At 43.4% G+C, this 21,710-nt stretch carries 17 protein-coding genes; 12 read left to right on the top strand and 5 right to left on the bottom strand.

Translation table 11 applies throughout. The features are described 5' to 3' along the window. Positions 1-78 precede the first annotated feature (78 nt). Positions 79-777: a VanR-ABDEGLN family response regulator transcription factor gene (vanR, locus tag AAC978_RS05035; protein WP_341546918.1), complete on the top strand. Its 699-nt coding sequence runs from the start codon at positions 79-81 to the stop codon at positions 775-777. After that, positions 755-1,912, top strand: a complete 1,158-nt coding sequence (gene vanS, locus AAC978_RS05030; RefSeq protein WP_445900282.1) for a vancomycin resistance histidine kinase VanS — start codon at positions 755-757, stop codon at positions 1,910-1,912. Before vanR ends, vanS begins: the two co-directional genes overlap by 23 nt. Before the next feature lie 101 nt (positions 1,913-2,013). Here the strand turns inward: vanS and AAC978_RS05025 are convergent, their stop codons facing one another. Then, a complete protein-coding gene (locus AAC978_RS05025) occupies positions 2,014-2,724 on the bottom strand; it encodes a VanZ family protein (protein WP_341546945.1) in 711 nt (236 codons plus the stop codon). Between the two features lie 230 nt (positions 2,725-2,954). Between AAC978_RS05025 and AAC978_RS05020 the strand changes: the two genes are divergently transcribed. The 5 genes from AAC978_RS05020 (at position 2,955) to rsgA (ending at position 8,001) form a co-directional block, all read left to right on the top strand. Further along, positions 2,955-3,995 carry a D-alanyl-D-alanine carboxypeptidase family protein gene (locus tag AAC978_RS05020; protein WP_341546917.1) on the top strand — a complete coding sequence of 347 codons (1,041 nt, stop codon included), beginning with the start codon at positions 2,955-2,957 and terminating at the stop codon, positions 3,993-3,995. Between the two features lie 123 nt (positions 3,996-4,118). Beyond that, positions 4,119-4,955: a glycopeptide resistance accessory protein VanW gene (gene vanW, locus AAC978_RS05015; RefSeq protein ID WP_341546916.1), complete on the top strand. Its 837-nt coding sequence runs from the start codon at positions 4,119-4,121 to the stop codon at positions 4,953-4,955. Positions 4,956-4,975: 20 nt separating this feature from the next. After that, on the top strand, positions 4,976-6,013 hold the full coding sequence (vanI, locus tag AAC978_RS05010; RefSeq protein ID WP_341546915.1) for a D-alanine--(R)-lactate ligase VanI: 1,038 nt from the start codon (positions 4,976-4,978) through the stop codon (positions 6,011-6,013). Continuing rightward, positions 6,013-6,621, top strand: coding sequence for a D-Ala-D-Ala dipeptidase VanX (gene vanX / locus AAC978_RS05005; RefSeq protein WP_341546914.1), 609 nt, complete (start codon positions 6,013-6,015; stop codon positions 6,619-6,621). The genes vanI and vanX overlap by 1 nt, the downstream gene beginning before the upstream one ends. Positions 6,622-6,921: 300 nt before the next feature. Beyond that, complete coding sequence (gene rsgA / locus AAC978_RS05000; RefSeq protein ID WP_341546913.1) at positions 6,922-8,001, top strand: ribosome small subunit-dependent GTPase A; 1,080 nt, start codon at positions 6,922-6,924, stop codon at positions 7,999-8,001. 105 nt (positions 8,002-8,106) lie between these two features. On the opposite strand, the gene AAC978_RS04995 is transcribed toward rsgA, so the two are convergent. The 3 genes from AAC978_RS04995 to AAC978_RS04985 form a co-directional block, all read right to left on the bottom strand. Continuing rightward, positions 8,107-8,727: a class I SAM-dependent methyltransferase gene (locus tag AAC978_RS04995; RefSeq protein ID WP_341546912.1), complete on the bottom strand. Its 621-nt coding sequence runs from the start codon at positions 8,725-8,727 to the stop codon at positions 8,107-8,109. 99 nt (positions 8,728-8,826) lie between these two features. After that, positions 8,827-9,207 (bottom strand): RrF2 family transcriptional regulator, encoded by a 381-nt coding sequence (locus AAC978_RS04990; protein ID WP_341546911.1) that lies wholly within the window; start codon positions 9,205-9,207, stop codon positions 8,827-8,829. Positions 9,208-9,328: 121 nt separating this feature from the next. Continuing rightward, a complete protein-coding gene (locus tag AAC978_RS04985) occupies positions 9,329-10,780 on the bottom strand; it encodes a phosphate--AMP phosphotransferase (RefSeq protein ID WP_341546910.1) in 1,452 nt (483 codons plus the stop codon). 392 nt (positions 10,781-11,172) lie between these two features. Here AAC978_RS04985 and AAC978_RS04980 point away from each other — a divergent pair, with 392 nt between their 5' ends. Continuing rightward, positions 11,173-12,081 (top strand): DMT family transporter, encoded by a 909-nt coding sequence (locus tag AAC978_RS04980; protein WP_341546909.1) that lies wholly within the window; start codon positions 11,173-11,175, stop codon positions 12,079-12,081. Between the two features lie 72 nt (positions 12,082-12,153). On the opposite strand, the gene AAC978_RS04975 is transcribed toward AAC978_RS04980, so the two are convergent. Beyond that, on the bottom strand, positions 12,154-12,981 hold the full coding sequence (locus tag AAC978_RS04975) for a MerR family transcriptional regulator (protein WP_341546908.1): 828 nt from the start codon (positions 12,979-12,981) through the stop codon (positions 12,154-12,156). Positions 12,982-13,257: 276 nt separating this feature from the next. On the opposite strand from AAC978_RS04975, the gene AAC978_RS04970 reads away from it, so the two are divergent. The 4 genes from AAC978_RS04970 to AAC978_RS04955 all read left to right on the top strand — a co-directional run bounded on the left by AAC978_RS04970 (position 13,258) and on the right by AAC978_RS04955 (position 21,705). After that, positions 13,258-15,405 carry an FAD-binding protein gene (locus AAC978_RS04970; RefSeq protein ID WP_341546907.1) on the top strand — a complete coding sequence of 716 codons (2,148 nt, stop codon included), beginning with the start codon at positions 13,258-13,260 and terminating at the stop codon, positions 15,403-15,405. Between the two features lie 67 nt (positions 15,406-15,472). Continuing rightward, positions 15,473-17,713, top strand: coding sequence for an oxidoreductase (locus AAC978_RS04965; protein WP_341546906.1), 2,241 nt, complete (start codon positions 15,473-15,475; stop codon positions 17,711-17,713). Between the two features lie 213 nt (positions 17,714-17,926). Continuing rightward, positions 17,927-18,502, top strand: a complete 576-nt coding sequence (locus AAC978_RS04960; RefSeq protein WP_341546905.1) for a restriction endonuclease subunit M — start codon at positions 17,927-17,929, stop codon at positions 18,500-18,502. Next, a complete protein-coding gene (locus AAC978_RS04955) occupies positions 18,499-21,705 on the top strand; it encodes a type I restriction endonuclease subunit R (RefSeq protein ID WP_341546904.1) in 3,207 nt (1,068 codons plus the stop codon). The genes AAC978_RS04960 and AAC978_RS04955 overlap by 4 nt, the downstream gene beginning before the upstream one ends. Positions 21,706-21,710 lie beyond the last annotated feature (5 nt).

The raw sequence follows: 21,710 nt of genomic DNA, 5'->3' as shown, positions 1-21,710 counted from the left end.
TAAGTAAATTCTATAAAATGAGTTTGTGCTTCGCAGTATAATAAATGGGGTATAATTACTAGAGAGAAGGTGACGCGATTGGCTGGCAATATTTTAGTAGTTGATGATGAACAAGCTATTGCCGATTTGGTTGAAGTTTATTTAAAAAATGAGAACTATACTATCTTTAAATTTTATCAGGGCAAGGATGCCCTTGAGTGTATTGCAAACGAAAAACTAGACCTGGCCATTTTGGATGTCATGCTTCCCGATATTGATGGCTTTTCAATCTGTCAGCAAATCCGGGAAAAGCATAATTTTCCCGTGATTATGCTGACCGCAAAGGAAGAAGAAATCGATAAGATTACCGGGCTGACCTTAGGTGCGGATGACTATATCACCAAGCCCTTTCGTCCTTTGGAGCTGATTGCCCGTGTCAAGGCACAGCTGCGGAGGTTTACCAAATACAATTCCACTGAGCAAAACAGGGAAGAGCATGTAATTGCTTTTTCTGGTTTAGTCTTGGACATGAATACCCATGAATGTACCCTGAATGAGAAGAAGCTAGCTCTCACTCCTACGGAGTTTGCCATACTTTGGTACCTTTGCTTGCATCGCGGCAGGGTGGTCAGATCCGAAGAATTATTCCAAGAGGTCTGGGGCGACAAATATTTCACCAACAGCAATAATACGGTAATGGTCCATATCCGTCATCTGCGGGAAAAAATGGGTGATAATGCCGAGCATCCAAAATATATTAAAACCGTCTGGGGAGTTGGTTATAAGGTTGAAAAGTAAGAGCGATATAAGAGAAAGTGATATAAGGAAAAATGACTATTCGAGATTAAAAAGGAAAGTATTTTGGCAAATGCTTCTGATTACAGTTGCCGCCGTCGTTTCTGTTTATCTCTTGCGTATTCTTTTACGGGGAGAGATCGGTGATCTTATCGTCGGCTTTCTCATGGACTCTTTTCGTTTTCGCGATTGGGAGGCACATACAATCTATCAGTTGGTGATTCGCAACAATTTGGACATGATTCTTTTTCTGGTAATCCTCATCTTTTTGGTGATCCTTTTTCGCTTTTCGATATCTTGGTTCACAAAATACTTTGATGAAATCAGCACTGGCATGGATAAGCTTACCCAAGAATCGGACGCGGAGATCATTTTGTCACCGGAATTAGATTTTATGGAAAAAAAGCTCAATCAAATCAAAACCAATTTGGAAAAGCAAAAGAAAGCCGCCCTGGAGGCTGAGCAACGCAAAAATGATTTAGTCGTATACTTAGCCCATGATATAAAAACACCACTGACCTCCGTGATCGGCTACTTAAGTCTTCTGGCTGAAGCTCCGGATATGCCCCCTGAACAGAAGGCAAAATATGTGGGCATAACCTTGGAAAAGGCTTATCGCTTAGAGCAGCTTATCAATGAATTTTTTGAGATCACTAGATTTAATCTGCAAACGATCGTTTTGAATAAGGAAAAGATCAATTTACTATTTATGCTCCAACAGATAGCAGACGAATTCTATCCAATGCTGAGTCCCCAAGGAAAACAGATGTCAGTCAATGTTCCTGACCACCTCACTCTCTGGGGAGATGGAGATAAGCTCGCCCGTGTGTTCAATAACATCCTGAAAAATGCCATCGCTTATAGCTATGAAAACAGCGTCATCGCTATTTCCGCTGGTGAGCAGGCTGGAAATATTGTAATCACCTTTACCAATCAAGGTAACCCTATCCCACCCGAAAAACTGGAAACCATCTTTGAGAAATTCTTTCGATTGGACACCTCTCGTTCCACCCATACAGGCGGTGCCGGGCTGGGACTGGCTATTGCCAAAGAAATCGTCAACGCCCATAGCGGCACTATTTCCGTGCAAAGCAATACCGGAAAGACAGTATTTACTGTCGTGCTTCCGCAGAAGTAAGCAAGGGGCATTGCTAATGACTTTTAGAGTTGTTAGCAATGCCCCTTTAAAATTAAATTTTGAAGGATAGGCAGTTATTGAACTGCCTGCCATCAATAGGCCTAAAAAATCAAGTACTTTAAAATCGGGTGAAGGAAAGGCCTTAAAAATGGGTAAAAAACTAAGGACATACCGGCGAATGCTCCGGTCAGATAGAACCATACCTCGGCACGAAGGAGCAAGGGGATTTTATAGCTAGGGGCATTTTGAACAGCAACCTTAGCCTGTATTTTGGCTAATTGTTCTTGCAGCAGTTTGAAAATCAGCCAGCCGATCACGGCTCCGAGAGTATTCATCAGTAAATCATCTAAATCCGTTATTCTGCTATTGAATAATTGGCTCAATTCTATGAGCAAAGAAAGTGTCAGACCGGATAATGCCGTTCGCCATAACACTTCATACCTGTTCCAAATACAGGGAAGCATCAAGCCAAGGGGAATAAAAAGCACTATATTTTCAATATAGGGGCGAATGCCTTCTGTCAGCCAATACAATGGAATCAGATTAATCTCAGCCGGTGGAAAGTTAAACCCTCTTGGTGTAATTACCCCAAAGCTGTTCGCAACAATATCCGTTAGGGAAGGAATACCCGTAAGACTCAGCACCCCAGTAAGATAGTAGATGAAGATACAAGCACCTACAATATGTTCAATTGACAGTTTATAGCCCATCTTCTTACCCTGAGAGTTGAGGAGGATATAATAGGGAATCAAAAATGGCAAAGTGCAGATAAACCAGGTAAGCGACGCTATAATAAACCTTAGCATAAACATGACAATCATACTGAACACTAAAGCACCTCCGTTGACAATGATTTGTTTATTATAGGCTATTGAAAAATGTAATGCCTTAATAAAACCTTAAGATAGGGTGATTTTCTCCTTAATTTTAAATTCCTCATACCGGGATAAGGAAATCTTAAGGACTTCCTAAGCTGGAATTCAGACATCGTTTCTTGTTCTGTGGTTGAATATTATCAGCACAGGATAAGGAGCTGTTGATTTTGGTCCGGAAAGCAAAAAAGAAAAAGTCAGGGATAAGCCGAGTAGTAACACTTTCGCTGTTGGTTATCCTTATAGTTTTTGTATACAAGGCCGACCTGAGTTCAGGAATTCTTACCCTATTCGAAGAAAAGTATGACGCTAAAACCACGTCATATTCTTCTTTAGGGTTAAGCACCAATGCTAATGAAGACAGAACAGGATCTATTCCTCCATCAAAAGAAAAAACCGATCCTGTTGTTATCATATCTCCTGATAAGTTGAAAAGCTCTAATGCGATTCTTGTCCGGATCGAGGATTACAGTATTCAGCTGCAGAAAAACAGCGAAGAAAAAATCTATCCTGCTTCTTTGACTAAAATGATGACAGCCCTGGTAGCCATGGAGAATCTACCTGATCTGAGGGAAAAAGTCAGATTAAACCACTCGGCCTTTCAGGGAATGTATGAAGCGGATGCATCCATGGCCGGATTCCAACCGGGTGAGCAGGTCAGGGCAATCGATCTCTTATATGGTGTAATGCTACCCAGTGGCGCGGAATGCTGTATCGGGCTTGCTGAGAAGATTTCGGGATCGGAGCAGGATTTTGTAGCACTTATGAATCAGAAAGCGGCCGATCTGGGCATGAGGAATACCCATTTTGAAAACGCTACCGGACTTCATCATAAAAACCATTACACAACAGTCAAAGATCTGGCTATTCTCCTCAGCTATGCCTTGCAGAATGACACTTACCGGGAGATTTTCGCTTCCTCCCGTCATTCCATACCACCAACGAATAAGCACCCTAACGGGATAACTCTTTACAGTACCATATTTGAAGAACTCAGCCAACAAAACATTCGGGGTGGGGAAATTACGGGGGGGAAAACCGGATATACGAACGAGGCCGGTCTCTGTCTGGCGAGTCTCGCTAAGGTGGGCAAAGAGGAATACATGCTCATTACAGCCGGTGCTAAGGGGGATCATTATTCAGAACAGTATAATTTCACGGATGCTGTAGCTCTGTACAGCAGCTTGTACAACAGCTTGGGAAAAGAATAAGTCCATCATAAGAAAATAATAAGAATTTCATAAGGGAAAGTTCCAACATCGCCTGCCTGATTTCGGTAAGATTGAAACTGTCGAATCGGACAGGCTTTTATATTCCTGAAAGGGGTTTCTCAAATGAAAAGGAAAAGGATTACCCAGCTGTTTCCATTCTTGCTACCAATCCGCAAGGCCCAAAGAAAGCTATTTTTTTATACAAAGATGGACTTTGACTCAAACCACTATGCCAAAACAAAGGCTTCGGAGTTTTTGCCTTTCTGCATCTATGAGACCAAGTCAAAGCTTCTCAATGAAAACACCGGCTTCGATATGAAATATCAGGAGAACAAGGTGTTCAATCTGCGTCTTGCTGCCGAGCCTCTCAATGGCTTATTAATCTGCCCTGGTGAAACATTTTCGTTTTGGCAGCGGGTGAGACATGCCGAGAAAAATCAACGCTATAAGGATGGTTTGTGCGTGGTCAATGACGAATTAGTCACGGTTCCGGGGGGTGGTTTGTGTCACCTCAGCAACTTGCTGTTCTGGCTGTTTCTGCATGCTCCCCTCACGATCGTCGAACGACATCCTCATGAAATTAAGGATTTTCCTTCGCCTGATGAAGATGAACCGGATGGTGTGGACGCAACAATCCACGAAGGGTGGTTGGATTTAAAGGTCAAAAACGATACCAGCCTTACCTTCCAAATCGAATTAGCCATCGATGGTCCGTATATGTATGGCCGGATTTTGGTGGGTCAAGCCAACGGGTATAGTTATGAAGTCATCAATCGGGATAAGAGCTTTTTCCGAAAAGAGGAGAAAATTTTCGAGCGGGTTTCAGTTTGTCGACAGGTGATCGACAACAAATCCCAACAACCCATTTCTGAAAATCTACTTTATACAGATGTATTCGAAATCGGGTATCCACTTCCGGAAGGAACCCCTATCAATGAAGGACCCCCAATCAATGTTTGAAATTTGAAAGGAGAAAATGCATGGCTAAGTTAAAAATCGCAATTATCTTCGGAGGCTGTTCCGAAGAGCATCCCGTCTCAGTAAAATCTGCCCACGAGGTCGCGAAGAACCTTGACTTGGAAAAATATGAACCGTTCTATATCGGTATTACCCAAAGTGGTGTTTGGAAGCTTTGTCACTTTCCTGAGGCAAATTGGGAAAACGGCAGTTGCCTTTCGGTTATGCTATCACCGGACCGAAGCATACATGGGTTGCTTGTTCTGGAGCAAGGACAGTACAAAACAATCCGTTTGGATATGGTTTTTCCCGTTCTGCATGGCAAACTTGGCGAGGATGGAGCGATGCAAGGTTTGTTGGAACTTTCCGGCATCCCTTATGTAGGCTGCGACATCCAAAGCTCTGCTTTGTGTATGGACAAATCCCTTGCTTATATCGTGGCGGCAAATGCCGGAATTGCTACGCCAAAGTTCTCGACGATCACGACTAACGATAGTTTGGATGCCGAGGAGTTTATTTACCCTGTTTTTGTTAAGCCGGCCCGTTCGGGTTCATCCTTTGGGGTCACCAAAGTAGGTGACAAAGAGGAATTGTTGAGGGCGGTGAAAATTGCTAGACAGTATGACTCGAAGGTATTGATCGAAGAAGCAGTTGTCGGCAGTGAGGTAGGCTGTGCGATCTTAGGTAACGATAGGGACTTAATTGCCGGCGAGGTAGACCAAATTCTGCTATCCCAAGGTTTTTTCAGAATCCATCAGGAGAATGAACCTGAAAAGGGTTCCGAGAATTCTACGATAATTGTTCCCGCTGACATTCCGGACCAGGCGCGTCAGCGTGTTCAGGAGACAGCCAAAGCGATATTTCGCGCTTTGGGATGCAGGGGACTTGCCCGGGTGGATATGTTCTTGCAGGAAGATGGCAAAGTAATTCTTAACGAGGTTAATACCTTGCCCGGAATGACCTCGTACAGCCGTTATCCACGCATGGTGGCTGCTGCCGGGTTGGACTTTGCCGAGGTGATCGACCAGCTTGTGTCCTTGACTTTGAAAGGAAGAACGTGATGAATAGTAGTTTTGTCTATGTCGACGAATTTGTAGCCGGAATACGCTGGGACGCTAAATATGCCACCTGGGATAATTTTACCGGCAAGCCCGTAGAAGGATATGCAGTCAATCGAATTGTTGGTTCAAGAGCATTGTGTTCAAGCCTAGAAAACGCTCGAGATAAGGCGGCATCCTTGGGCTTTGGTCTGCTGCTATGGGATGGTTATCGCCCGCAAAGCGCTGTCGATAGTTTTCTACGCTGGTCCAAGCAGCCGGAAGATGGCCGGACAAAGGGTAAGCACTATCCGAATCTGGGGAGAGCCGAGATCGTTGAAAAAGGATATGTGGCTGCTAAGTCTGGCCACAGTCGGGGCAGCGCAATAGATTTAACCCTTTATCATTTAGCTGATGAGACACTTCTGCGTATGGGGGGTAGCTTTGATTTGATGGATTCAATCTCCCATCATGGAGCAAAAGAAATCGGGAAAGTGGAAGCGAGAAACCGCCAATATCTGTGTTCGATCATGGAGGCCTGCGGTTTTGTCCCATTCCCTTGCGAGTGGTGGCATTACACACTGAAACACGAACCTTATCCAGACACCTATTTTGATTTCCCCATCACCTAGTTTACAGTGGTACCCGACAGTTGCTTTTGAATAAAATAAGGTGACTTGGGGTGTCGAACGCTAATATCGTCCAGAATTAGAGGAGATGAATTGTTTGAATAAGGAATTCAGTTTATAATGTTTGTGTGGTCTTAGGCCAATGGTTATAGTAAGTCGGATCATGAAAATTGATTGAAGGAGCTGTTGTTTATGTTAAATAGATTAATGGATATTGTAGTTAAGGGAGGCGTATACGAATAATCGAGTATAAACCTCCCATAAAGGCATGGTAACAAACAGCTTTTAGGAGGAAAATAAGAATTGAGTAAAATCGATATGGGAAACATTGGACTCAGTGAAAGATTTGTGAATGAATCTACACTATATGAGGGGCTGTATATTGGGAGAATAGCTTCTCAATCTAAAGGCCTCTATAGGGTTATAACCGAAAATGGTGAGTTAACCGCAGAGGTTTCAGGAAAGTTTCGCTTTGATGTAAAGAGAGTATCAGATTATCCTGCCGTAGGCGATTTCGTCATGGTGGACAGGAATCAAGATCGGGAAGGGAAGGCAATTATTCACCATATTCTGACAAGAAAAAGTGTTTTTGTCAGAAAAGCTGCGGGGACATCCAATGCTGAACAAGTGGTCGCCGCCAATATAGATAAGGTATTTATCTGTATGTCCCTCAATAATGATTTTAATGTTCGCAGAATTGAGCGTTACCTGGCAATCGCTTGGGACAGTGGGGCAATGCCGATTATCGTGCTTACCAAAGCCGATTTATGCCCTAATCTCCCTGAGAAGTTGGCAGAGCTTGATGCTGTGGCCATGGGAGTGGATGTTGTTGTCACTTCAAGTCTGAGTGAGGATGGCTATCTCTCGGTCAAAGGTTATATTGGCAGGGGGAAAACTATTGCCTTTATTGGCTCTTCAGGTGTTGGGAAATCTACCCTAATCAATAGACTTATCGGTGAAGATATTATTGAAACCAGCGGAATTAGAAATGATGACAAGGGAAGACATACCACCACCAGTCGGGAGATGTTTGTTCTACAGGATGGTGGCGTAGTAATTGATACCCCTGGAATGCGAGAAATCGGGATTGAAAGCGCCGATTTATCAAAAACCTTTGCCGATATTGATGAGCTATCCCAAAAATGTCGCTTTAGCGATTGCACCCATACTAATGAGCCAAACTGTGCCGTACTAGAGGCCATAAATTCCGGTTTCTTGGCGAAAGACAGATTCGAAAGCTATTTAAAACTCAAGAAAGAAATTAAGTATGATGGTTTGGACTCCCGGGGGATCGAAAATGTCAAGCTTAATGAAATGTTCAAAGATATGGGTGGAATGAAGAATGCACGCAAGTTTTTGAAAGAGAAGAAGAATTTTAAGTAATCTAATCTATTATGCGTTGCTTAAATCATTGCTCTAGATTAATATACTGCCCCGCTACCTGTCGGCTTGATCCGCAGGTGGCGGGGCTTTTTTGGTTGCTTGTGTTCAGCTTGACGAAATAGGAGCGGCAACGGGCTTAACTGCTAAAACTGTATATATAGCATCATTAATTTTACTCTTCTTCACAATTTTAAAGCCAATTAGTGACAATGTTTTTACGAGGTCCTCTGAACCAATACGAATCGACATGGGTGGCCCTTCGTTTATTAAGTCGTCCTTTTCATACTCCAGACAGAACAAGTGCCCTCCTGTTTTTAGTACCTCAAATATAATAGAGAGTGCTTCTGTAAGTGAACTTACTTCGTGGAGTATTAAGGATGCCATAACAAAATCGACACTGTTATTTTGAATGCGGATGTTTTCAATATAATCTTGGATCAATTCAATATTTGTAAGTCCTTTTTCCTTTGCTTTTTCTTCAATAACGTTAAGCATACGTGCGTCAGGATCTAAAGCGTACACTTTGTTAGAGGTGCTTTCTGCCATAGGGATTGTGAAAAAACCTGTACCGGCGCCAATATCCAGTAGGGTGTGATTGTTTTGAAGGGGCATTTGGCTAATAAGTGCTTCAGGTGGTATGAGATGCTCGCGTTGCCTGCTATCTAAAAAGGCAATTTTGGTTAGAAACTTTTGATCTGGTTGGTTGCAATGATGCATGTGATTCATAATAAGACCTCCCATAAGGTATAATACAGACTGCAATTATCTATGATTGTGTCAAAAGTTCGAGCCAGTTAACTGCCCATGGTTTTAGCTCATCTATTTTCACACAATATCATAAATGCGTTTTTCTTTAAGGTGGTTGACCATTTTCTCTTCGGCGTTTCTCATGACCTTTTCTATTTGACAAGCGCGATTTTCGTCCATTTCACAAGTGAAAAGAGCTCCGCTTCCTTCAATGGCTTGAATGACGTCATAAAAGCTTATTTCAGTCTTAGGTTTCCTAAGGCTATAACCGCCATTAACTCCAGGTGTAGAGTGAATAAGGTCAGCTTTCACTAATTGAGTTAGTATCTTGGATAGGTAGGTAGGTGAAATATTCATGTGGCTAGCTAAAGGCTGAAGAGTCAAATTGTCTTTGCCTTCTTGTTTAACGAAATAGGCCATTATATGCAACGCATAATTCGTTGCTTTTGTATACTTCATACTATATCCTCCATAGAGATAATACAGACCGTATTTGTCTGTAATTATACTGGATGAATTTTGTTATGTCAATGAGAACTTTAAGCGCTTTCTGCTTGAGACGATGGATGAGGAAAGCTAACTAAATATATTGCTCTGCATGTGCGATAAACTCTTTCAGCACCTTCAAACGGGCGAACTTCTTATCGTTGCCCTCGACGATTATCCAAGGAGCATGCTTCTGATGAGTTTTGACCAGCATTTCATTCATTGCTTCGATATAAAGGTCCCATTTAGCTCTATTGCGCCAGTCCTCTTCGGTGATTTTATAGACTTTATCCAAATCATTTTCTCTATCCCTAAACCGGATGAGTTGTTCATTCTCATCGATGACTAGAAAAAATTTAACGATCAGAGCACCATCATAAGATAGCTGTCGCTCCATCTGGTTGATTTCTTCATAAGCTCTGTTCCATTCCCATTCAGTAGAGAAACCTTCGATTCGTTCAACCATGACTCGGCCATACCAGCTACGATCGAATAGGGTAATTTTACCCCTTGAAGGGAATTCTTTATAAAACCGCCACAGATAATGATACTGCAATTCAGTTGGGGTAGGAGCGGAAATCGGCACAACATCATAAAACCTAGCGTCCATCAGGCGCGTTAACCTTTGAATGGCTCCCCCTTTTCCGGCAGCATCCATGCCTTCAAATACTAGGATGGTTGGGATTTTCTTGTTATAGAGTTGATAGGTCAGATCCTGTACTTTCTTCTGGAGTTCCTCAAGTTCGGCTTGATACGGATCCCACTCCACACTAAGAGTTAGATCTATATTACTTAAGGGCAGCGAGCCGGCATAAGGTTCCCTCTTGAAAGCAACTGTATCTTGTTCCAATGTATCGATTTTTTCTTTAACTGCAGCGGTTGTCTTGCCGATGATTTCTTTGGCAGCAAGCTTTAAATCCTCGGCGGATACAATTTGCCACGGAGAAAAATTAAAGTTGGTCTTTTTTAGTATTTTATCTATATGTCCTTCATAATCCTTATAGTTTTTCGATTGCTTTTCATCTATGTCAGTGATGAAGAAGGAACGGTCCTTGTCTTTCTTTAATTCCTCAAGTCTTTCGCGATGGGTCTTCTTTTTTATATGTAGGAAAAATTTTAGGATTAGCATATGGTCATCGATTAGCTGTTGCTCGAAGGTCTTTATTAACTCATATCGCTTATGCAAATCTTTTTTCTCGATGGTGATGTCGCTAAGTAAGTCAAAATAATAGCTTCGGTCCAGGATTGTCAAGTCACCTTTTTTAGGAAGCAGCTTCCAATACTTCCACATGACAGGTTTGTCCTTTTCCACAGAGTGTTCATAATCATATTCGCGGACATGGTGGTTCCTGGGATTAAGCTCGCGGATGAGATCGTTGATAATATGCTCATTACCGGACGACTCCCAGCCTTCGATGATGATCATGACCGGAATCTTCAGATCGATAAGCTTTCTTTGGTAGCGAGCAAGTTCTTCTCCCATGCTGGAGACTTTCTGATCCCCATAGGAGCTTGCAATACTATCAAAATCATACTCCTTGATCATAGTACCACTCCTCTCTAGATACCAATCTATTGAATACAGATGAGCTATTTGTACCAATTATATTGAAAAATGAGGAACTTTGATAGGCTTAAAATCACTCACTCGTAGCATTTGTAGTCGTGGCGGCAGGGATATAACCATCGATTTGCTGTCCGCTTGCATCATAGCAGGTGTACATTGCATCGTGCAATGTTTCAGGAAGCTTTATTACAGTCATGCTTGCATGAGCATCAGAAACATCAGTCAGCCTGAGGAAGGAAAAAGACGAGTTAATATCTTCCGTATACCCCATATAATCATTAGGTATTGTACAGATAGTCGATTTATTACCTATAATTAAATGTGAAAGTTCTAATTATGGCAATATATGACGAAAGTAGGCTAATAATGACATGCTCAATGGCTATTTCTTAATTATTACTACAGCTATAGGCTATGCGGCTTTGCCCATATTTATAAAATGGGGGTATAACCAGGGTTTAACGATGGATGATATGTTGTTCTCACGATTTTTTATAGCCAGTATCTTCATGGTTTTGATCCTATCGTTCAGTAAGAAAAAGGGCTTTAAGGTATCAAAAGCCAGTTTGGTTCCCATAGCTTTCCAGGGTTTATTGTTTTTTGGAAGTTCATATGCCTATTTTTTATCCATTAAGCATATGTCTGCTTCGATTACAAATATTTTACTCTATACCTATCCTCTCATGGTTGTTCTTATGTCTACCTTGATTTATAAAGAGAAACTATCCTTGGTTAAAGGAGTCACTTTGCTGATTGCTTTTTTTGGTTGCTTGCTGGTTATCGATATTGTCAACCTGTCCGGCTCAAAAATGAGCATGTGGGGGTTTTTCTACGGTATAGCATCTGCTTTGTTTTATGCCTTATACAATATCGTGGGTCAGTATGTCTCTGAAAAGGCCGATCCCTTTACGGTAGCCACTTTTATTACCATGATATGTTTGGTGGCTACTTCCGTTATTTATCCTCCCACCAATATCCTTTCCGGTGACATTCAAATGTCCCTCTGGATCGTTGGCCTGGGAATGGCCATATTATGTACGGTTATCCCGCTCTTTTGTTACCAGAAAGGGTTATCCTTATTAGGAGCCAGCCGAGCGTCTCTGTTAAGCAACATAGAACCGGCGATAACAACCGTGTTAGCTGGTTTCATACTAGGTGAAACACTGACAGTCAGCCAACTTTTTGGAGGAATGCTTATCATCGGCGGCGTTTTGCTGCTTAAGTTTGATAAATTAGATGAACCCTACCTTCTTAAACACCATTTAAGCGATAAAGCATAGTTTTTGAAGTTTAAAATGCAGGTTAAATCCCTCACTACGGATTTTAACCTGCATTTTTTCGCCTGGTTTAAGTTATAAGTAAACAACATCTTCCTGAATAGGGATATGTAATTCAATATAGGAGGTACCCTGGTTGTTTTTTACCGAACTAAATAACAATTTGCCGGTAATATCTCCCTGAATAGCATAGCGATTTTCCTTGATATAATCCAAAATCAAGGTTCTTGAGCTACTTAGTAAATATTCATTATATTTACCGGGTAAGACAATAGATAAGCAATGCTGAGGCGGTGTATATTCGATGTAATCATTGATATCTAGATTCACATACTCCAATTCATTTTCAAAAATCGCCTGTCCCCAGCTATAGTCATAAATCTCCATCCCGGATAAAAACTCCTCCGTTTCGACTTGAAAAAAAGAAAATGTATAAGGCAAAGCATTCATCCAATGACTTGCGATATTTTCAACGTAAGTGTTTTTCAATAGCTTATTTTGTTCTGTCTGCTGAAAGTGGTACATGCCGGGCAGGGTTTTCTTTTCAAATTTATATAAAGATGAATTAATCGCAGTCAATTCATTCTGCAACTCTGTCATTTTGTTCAGAAGTAGAGTGTTCCTATGAATTTGTTCCTTTAAGGCCAGTCTAGCTTCTTCCATTGTTTCGGCGACATCCAGCGGTGAATCACTTTCGACTAGCTTTGCCACATCATCTAAAGCAAAATTCAGGCTTCTGAGCGCTCTGCTCTTCATAATCACTCTGGCATCATAGTCGTCAAAGTATCGATAGTTATTTTTATCATCCTTAAGAGGTTCGATGATTTGCAATGATTCGTAATGCTTGATTGTATCCACTGTCACCCCGAGAAGCTTAGCAAATTCGCCGATACTGTATCTCATGACTATTCACTCCTTGCTAATATTCTAAAGAGGAATATAAATCCATCATACAACAATGTAATTAAAAGTACAATTTAATGAACATTTTTACACAAACTCCTTGACTCAGGTGTTACCCCCAAGTTTACTATTTAATTATAGGATACAGCTTTTACCAGTGGTAAGCAAAGGGGGGGATATTCAGACCTAATGAAATGACATGGGTGATTTGACAAAGGCTGTATCTTCTATAAAAGCGTAGAATGGTAAATCTGCAAGGAGAAGAAAGGAAAAGAGATGATGAATAGAATGAAAAAGCATTATTACACCCTCTTGGCCTGCCTGCTGATGCTGAGTCTGGCCCTGACCGGCTGTTCCCAATCCGTAGCCAAAAAAGGAGTGTATACTGCCGGCACCTATACTGCCCAAGCCATGGGCTTCGGTGGTAAGGTCTCCGTTACGATGACTTTTGACGCCAATGCCATCACCGACGTAAAGATTGAAGGAGCCGATGAGACTCCTGAGGTCGGCGGCAAAGCCATTGAGGAGTTCCCCGGCCTGCTCATGGCTGCACAGTCCCCTAGCGTCGACGGGGTAAGCGGCGCGAGCTTCACGAGCAAAGCAATTTTGGCAGCCGCTGCGAGTTGTGTTGCTCAGGCTAAGGGCGAGGATATCGATCAAAAGACAGCGGTAGCCGATGGTACCTACAGCGGTGAAGCACCCGGCTTTAGTTGGACCGGGATGATTAAGGCTGACGTGACCTTTAAGGACAACGCCATCACCGATATCAAAATTGTCGAGGAACAAGAGACCTACACCGGCGAGATTTTCTATACCGTTCTTGACAACTATATTCCCCGTGTCCTCAAGGCCCAATCGCTAGCTGTGGATGGTATCAGCGGAGCCACTATTTCCTCCAACGGCGTGCGTGGCTGCGTGGAGCAAGCCATTGAAGCTGCTGGCGGCAAAAGCTCCGAATGGTACAGCGAGGTTCCTAAATCCACCAATATCGTGAAAAAAGAAGGCTACGATGTCATAGTAGTAGGCTTGGGTGGTTCGGGTATCACCTCCTTCTTGTCCGCTGCCCAGGCGGGGGCTAAGGTTTTTGGCATTGAGACCGCCGCCAAGCTGGGTGGACAAAGCGCTACCACCAGCGGCCCGATGGCCATAAACTCTAAGGTTAAGATGGATGAGGAATTCGGCGGTAAGGAATATATTGACGCTGACGCCCTTTATAAGGATTGGAACAACTATTGTGGTGCTGATGCCAAGCCTGAAATGATTCGCATGACAATTGATGAGTCCGGAGAAACTCTGGACTGGATGATTCAGGACTGGGATTTTAAGTTCTCCCCGATGAGCAGCTTTATCCTCAGCCCCTATCCTGATTGGATGATTTGGTGCTACTATGGCGGCGAGACCAAGAACCGTTTCGGCACCAACAAGACCTATATGTTTGACAATGCGGTTAAAAAAGCCCGGGATCGCAACCCTGCCGCTGAGTATATGCTGGAACTCACTGCTCAGGAACTCCTTAAGGAGGGCGACAAGGTAGTGGGCGTGAAAGCAGTTTACCATGACGGTACCACCTATGAAATCTACGGAAAGACTGTCATCCTTGCCACCGGTGGTTTTATTGGCAATGCTGATATGATGAACGAATACCTGGACGGCCCAACCAATACTGTGGCCATGACGGTGGATGACGGCGATGGCATTAAGCTCGGTGTCTCTGCTGGTGGTGCACTGATGAACCTTGATATTCCCCCGATGGTACACATCAACCAGGTTGCCAACCTAATCAAAAACAACGATCTGGATGCTAATGGCAAGCAGGTTCTCACCTCTCTGGCCATTGCCACTGACGCCCTGGCGGTGGATGGGACCGGTAAACTGTGGAATACCAAAGAGGAGATCTGTCTGGCACCCCAGTATCGTTATTACAATATCTACACCGCCGCCCAAATCGAAGCTATTAAGACCAAGGGCCTGACCAAGGTCAATAAGTCCATGTTCATGGACCAGGGTGGAACAGTGGAAGCCGGTCAACCCATCCCCAATATTGAGGAGATTCTAAAGGTGGGAACCGACTATAAAAATGTCCTCAGGGCTGAAAGTATCGACGATCTGGCCAAGGCCATCGGCTGCGATGGGGCGACCCTGAAAAACAGCCTCAATGGCGCTGAAGGTCCCTACTACGCAGTGATCTGCTCCGGATACGCCTACGCCACTTGCGGTGGCTTGAATGTGGATGCCGATATGAATGTGTTGCGGGCCGACGGCTCGGCTATCGAGAATCTTTATGCTGTGGGTCAGGACTCCATGGGTGTTCTGTTCTCCAGCGGTATTCCTTACACCTCTTACGGCGGGCAGGCTCATAGCTGGGCGCTGACCTCCGGTCGCCTAGCCGGTGCTAACGCAGCTAAGTACGCCCTGGGCAAGTAGTGGCGTCGGAAAGCAACGAATAGCATATCAGACTAAATTACTAGGAGCTTTAGAAGGGAGAAGAATTATGAGTTTATCAAGAAGACAATTTTTAGCTGGTGTCGGAGCAGCTGGTTTGGTTGCTGCAGGGGCAGCAGGACTTAGCGGGTGCTCCCCCGCAGCACCGGCAGGCAGTGACCCGGTAAGCACCGCAGGTGGTGCCGCTGAAAATATGGCCGGCGCCCCAAGCGGCGAACTGATCCCCGCGGCCTATCTCAATCCCCAGAATTACGATTACCGTCAAAAGACCACCGGCTTCAAGACCCTGTTGTCACCGCTGAAGATCGGCCCCCTTAACCTCAATCATCGTATGATCAAATCAGCGGCCGGATCAGCTACTTACCTGGCTGGGCTTAACGATGAGCTGCTCCAATACTACGTGCAGTTAGCTAAGGGCGGTGTTGAGTTCATCTGGATCGAAGGGATTGGTCAGTTAGAACCGCCCTTGGACGGTAGCGCTGTTCCTCAAGCAACGATCGAATTCGGCAAGAAGCTCGTTAAGGAATGTGGCAAATACGGTGCCAAGCTTGGTTATCAATGGGCACAGTTCCCCATGAAGGCAGTGGGCGATATGACGGCCCAAGATATTGCGGGAGCACAGGCCCGTGGGGTGGCTATCGCTCAGTTGATTCAAAAAATGGGTTTTGTTGCTCTGGAGATTAACGCCGCCGGCTTCAACCTAGGTGAGCAGTTCCTTTCCCGTTACCACAACGTCCGCACTGATGAATACGGCGCAGGCAGTCTGGAAAATCGAGCTCGCTTCGTCACAGAATGCCTCACTAAAATCAAAAAAACCTGCGGCAAAGACTTTGTGGTCCAACTCTTGATTGACTGCATCGAAGAAACAGATAACCTTGACAACAACGCCACCCTAATGTGGTTAGATAATCAGGTCACTGCTCCTCATAATAAGGTGACGACTATTGAAGAAGGCATCGGCTTGGCTAAGCTGTTTGAGGCTGCCGGCTGTGATGCCATGCATCTGCGCTTAGGCCCCCTAGGCAACCACCCCTGTCAATTCGGCAGCGACCTTTACTTTATCTTGAACGGTATCGAGGGCGCTACCGGCTACGGGACTCAGTGGGATTTCTCCAGGCATTGGCAAGGCCAGCTGATCGGCAACCACAGCGGTGCCGGTATGCTGATTGACATCGTCGGGCGCTACAAAGAAGCTCTCAGCATTCCTTGCGGAACTGTCACCTATATGGATCCGGCCCATGCCCCGGATTTATTTGAGAAGGCGCTGGCCGACGGGAAAGTCGATTTCTATCTCATGAATCGCCCGCTTACGGTTGACTCCGAATATGTCAATAAGTTGAAAGCGGGGCGCCTCGATGAAATTGCTCCCTGCACTCGCTGTCTACACTGCCACATCGGCTCTAATGAAATGAACCGGGCAATGGGTTATTGCCGCGTTAACGCGCTGACCCAACGGGTAATGACTGACAAGGGTCCGAAGACTTATGAGCTTCAACCGGCTACAGTTGCCAAGAAGGTCATGGTCATCGGCGGCGGTCCTGCCGGTATGGAAGCCGCCCGCATCGCCGCGGCCCGTGGTCACAAGGTCACACTCTATGAAAAGAGTGGTAACCTGGGCGGGAATCTCACCTTTGCCCGCATGGTCAAAGGACCTCACGAAAACCTTGACGACCTTAAGGCTTACCTGATCAAGCAGTTAGAGCTCAACGGCGTCAATGTAGTTGTGAGCAAAGAAGTAGACACCGCCCTGATTAACAGCGAAGCCCCTGATGCAGTAATCCTGGCAGTCGGCGCTTTGTCGGGTGAGGTAGGAGCAAGTGGCGGCAATGTGCCGATTCTCGACTTTAGCCAATTCATGGGCAAGGACACCGGCGAAAACGTCGTGGTCTTTGGCTCCAACGCTCAAGCCTTCGACTGCGCTTTGTGGTTGACGGTGCACAAGAAGAAGGTCACCATTGTGACGCCAAACCCCAATGAGGATCTGGACAAGGAACAGTCTCAGCACGCCATGCGCTTTATGACCTCAGCCCTCTATTCGCTGGGTGTCAAAGCCTATCCGGGATCCACGATCAAGGAGATCGGTGACGGCAAGATCACTATTAAAACTGATTATGGTGTAGAGATGGTTATCCCCGCCGACTCAATCATCAACGCGGCCGACTTATTGCCGAACAAATCCTTACTTAATGGTATTGCGGTGAAAGAGACTTACGCAATCGGTGACTGCAATGAGCCTTATAACATCGCTTTAGCGATCCGTGCCGGAAACGATGCCGGTAGAGCAGTGTAGTTAAGCATTGCTTGTGCTGCCATAAAAGATACTTCATTAGAGGCTTCCTAGGTTTTTCTAGGAAGCCTCTAATTTGCCTAATAGCAGATGTTTGCTTTGTCATACTGTCCTAAATTGATCTTTAATTTTTTGAAATTACAATCTAAACTTGAACTATTGAAATTATCCAATTATAATTTGAGCTAGAGATTAATTTAAGAAAGGCACAAATATATGGAAAAGATCGAGAATGTCGTTGAGTTCGTGAGTGGTTCGCCACAATTTAGGATTAAAGAAGTATTGGATGATAAAGCGCCACTCTATACCTATTATGGACAACAAGATATTGAAGATGATTTGATTGGGATTGATTCTAATGGTAGTAATAATAAACAAGTGAGAACCTTTGATAAGGTTAACACGCTATGTCAAGGTGATGTTGTTTTTAGTTTGATATCGGGAAGGTGTACTATAGTTAGTTCGAGTCATCAGGGATATCTTTATACGCAAAACTACGTTAAGTTAGTAACTGGTGACAAGGTAGATTCAAGATATCTTGTTTACATACTTAATGAAGATAAATCCATTATGAAACAGTTCCAAATGGGATTACAGGGTTCACAAGTTCTAAAATATACTTTGAAACAAGTGAAAGAACTTGAATTACTAGAGTTGCCAACAATAGAAAAACAGCGGATTATTGGTGAACTTTATTTAAACCAATTACGGCTGGAAGCATTGAGAACTAGAGCGGCAAATTCAGAAACCACCATAGTCTTAGAAAAGCTAAGGGAGGCAAGTAATAGATGAACGAGAATCAATTTGAGACAGAACTAATTCAATACATTACCAGCGGCATAATTACAAAACCAGTGCTAGAGGGAATTGGCGACAATGTTCTCAAAGAATCACATGCTGATTATGTAGTAAAAACTAAACTTTGGAGATATGAACCAAATATTAAAACTACAGAACAACTCTGGGATAATTTCAAGATGATCTTGGAACAACACAACCAAAACACCCTTGACCATCCTTTAAGTGCAGTGGAATTTAACCAAGTTAAGAAAATTATCTCCAGCATTCAGACACCTTACCAAGCAGGGCAGTTCTTATATGGTTTAAATGGTGTGTCGCAAATCGAGATTGACTTAGACGATGGGCGTCATGTGTTCCTGACTGTTTTTGATCAGAAACAAATAGGGGCCGGGGATACAGTTTATCAAGTGGTCAATCAGATTGATCGACCGGCACTTATCACCGGAAAACAAAATCGCCGTTTTGACACGACTCTTTTAATTAACGGTCTGCCAATCATTCAAATTGAAGAAAAGCGTGACACTCGCGATGTTAATGAAGCTCTCAATCAAATGCAACAATATGCTGATGAAAATCAGTATCGTGATATTTTCTCAACTTTGCAAATTTTGGTGGCAATCACCCCAAACAACGTGAAGTATATGGCTAATACTACGTCAGATAAATTTAATAAGGACTTCGCTTTTAACTGGCAACGCAAGAGTGACAACACCATTGTGCGCAACTGGAGGGAATTTGCAGATTCAATGCTTTCAATTCCGATGGCCCATCAAATGGCTACAAACTATATGATTTTGGACGGAACAAAAAACAAACAAACGTTGAAAGTTATGCGTCCTTACCAAGTTTATGCGACACAAAACGTTATTGAGGGTTTGAAACGTGCTGACTTTGAACTAGGCATGAATAAAGTCGGTTATATCTGGCACACCACCGGTTCCGGTAAAACCATTACCAGTTTCAAAACGGCATGGCTAGCCAGCCGGATGCCTAAAGTGGATAAGGTCGTTTTTGTTGTGGATCGAATCGCTTTAACCAAGCAAACCAATGAAAATTACCAAGCCTATGACCCTGATGCGACAGAAGACACATTTGGCAGCGTTCAAAACACAGACAATACCACTGATTTGAGTCGTAAGCTTAAAAGCAGGGACAATAACATTATTGTAACTTCTGTTCAAAAACTCGACACTTTGGTGAAACGCAAAGCCTTTAAAGCCCCAGATAAGAATATCGTGTTCATCGTGGATGAAGCACACCGTTCCACTGGGGGTGACTCCTTCAAGAATATCCAAAAAGCCTTTAAGAAATCTGCCTGGGTTGGTTATACTGGAACACCGATGTTTGATGAAACAACCAGCGGGCTTCGCACAGCAGATATTTTTGGTCCACTATTACATGCCTATACGATTCGTGAAGCGATTGCGGACCGCAATGTTTTAGGCTTCAAAGTCGATTTTGAGACAACAATTGATGAAAAGCAGATGAAAGAAAAGTATCTTCCTGGGTTTTACCGTGAACGTTATCCCAAATGGACCGAAGAACAAATTCAAGAAAAAATCAACAATCTTTCTCAAGAAGATATGGACGATGCGGTTGAACCAAGTTTCTATGATGAAAACCCCGATCACATCAAGCTGGTAGTGGAAGACATCTTCAAAAATTGGCGTAACCGTTCTAATGAAGGCAAGTATAATGCTTTGTTGACATCTCACGTGGGTGGTGGTAAAGCAAGTACGCCCATGGCGATGATGTATTTTCAGGAGTTTCAACGTGTCAACGAAGAAAATAAAAAGAAGGGCGGCCAGACTTTAAAAGTCGCCGTTACATTTAGTCAAAATTCATCGAATAATGATAGCATGCTTGCTACTAATCAAGGTTTGCACGATGCAATTAAAGCGTATAATGCTGAATTTGGCACATCCTTTGGGATGGATGATGTTTCGGGCTATACCCAAGACGTAACCTCGCGCTTAAATAAATCTGCCACTGATGGTAATTTTCTGGATTTGGTCATCGTGGTGGACCAATTATTAACTGGTTTCGATGCCCCTGAACTGAACACCCTTTATGTGGATAGAACCTTAAAAGGCGCTGGATTAATTCAAGCCTATTCAAGAACTAACCGTATTGCTGATATGCAAGAGAAGCCATGGGGACGTGTGGTAAATTACCGATGGCCTGCACAAAACGAGAAGTTGATGAATAAAGCCCTTGCTGTTTATGCGAATAAAGATTCAGCAGTTTTATCTGAAGATGAACAACGGGAGTCTAATCAAAAAGACGGCATCATTGCCAAACCCTTTGAAGATGTGTTTAAGGTTGTGAAAGAAGTAGTTGGGAAATTAAGTAGCTTGACGACTGAATTTCAACAGCTGCCACCCTCTGAAAAACAAAAGGAAACTATGCTTGATTTGCTCCGTGAATATAACAGCGGAATGGCAAAATTAAAGCAATATGATCCCGAGGAAGTTGGCGGTGAAAAAGTCGGATTTAACTATGATAATCCAGATGAGTTAGTAGAGAAATTAGGGATGACTTCAGAGCAAGAAGTCATGTTGACAACAGTCTTAACTAATGAGCTTAAGTCACATATTGCTAAAGAGAAGAAAATTCCTTTTTATCAAATCGAACTCCGGATGACACACGTGAAGGATATTAAAGTTGACTATGATTATCTTACTGAGCTTGTGGAGCAATTATTGAACCAAGTTCACGAAGGTAAGAAGGAAGAAGCCAAAGAGACTCAGGAGAAAATCAACCAATTTGCCAATGGGTTGGATGATCGTAGCTATGCGGCGAAAATTATGAATGCAGCAGTAGCCATCATTAAAGGTCACTACCCACCGGCAGGTTCTAATTTTAGATATCCAGCAAGGTTAAGTGATAGCGAACAAATCATCCAGCAAGCGAACATTGTTAGCCTGGATAGAATGTTTCTTGACTTCCGGGTGAAATGGGGAATCACGGATATTATCACAAGTGCGGGGATGCGTGAATTGTTTAGCCGCCATCGCTACGGCTTGCAAGATCTGGATGATACCGGACAAATCCGTGATATCATCGCTCAAGCAAGTTCTGAATATAAAACGCTTGCCCATGATGGAGAAGTACAGTCATTGTCTAAGATAAAATATCGGAACGGTTTGCGTGAAGCAATATACGAATTAGCGGATGAATTGGTGGAAATTTAAATTAA

It is taken from the genome of Desulfitobacterium sp. THU1 (assembly GCF_038181555.1).
Lineage (GTDB): Bacteria > Bacillota > Desulfitobacteriia > Desulfitobacteriales > Desulfitobacteriaceae > Desulfitobacterium.
Note: the sequence above shows the minus strand (reverse complement) of the source record. Positions and strands in the feature narration are given on the sequence as shown.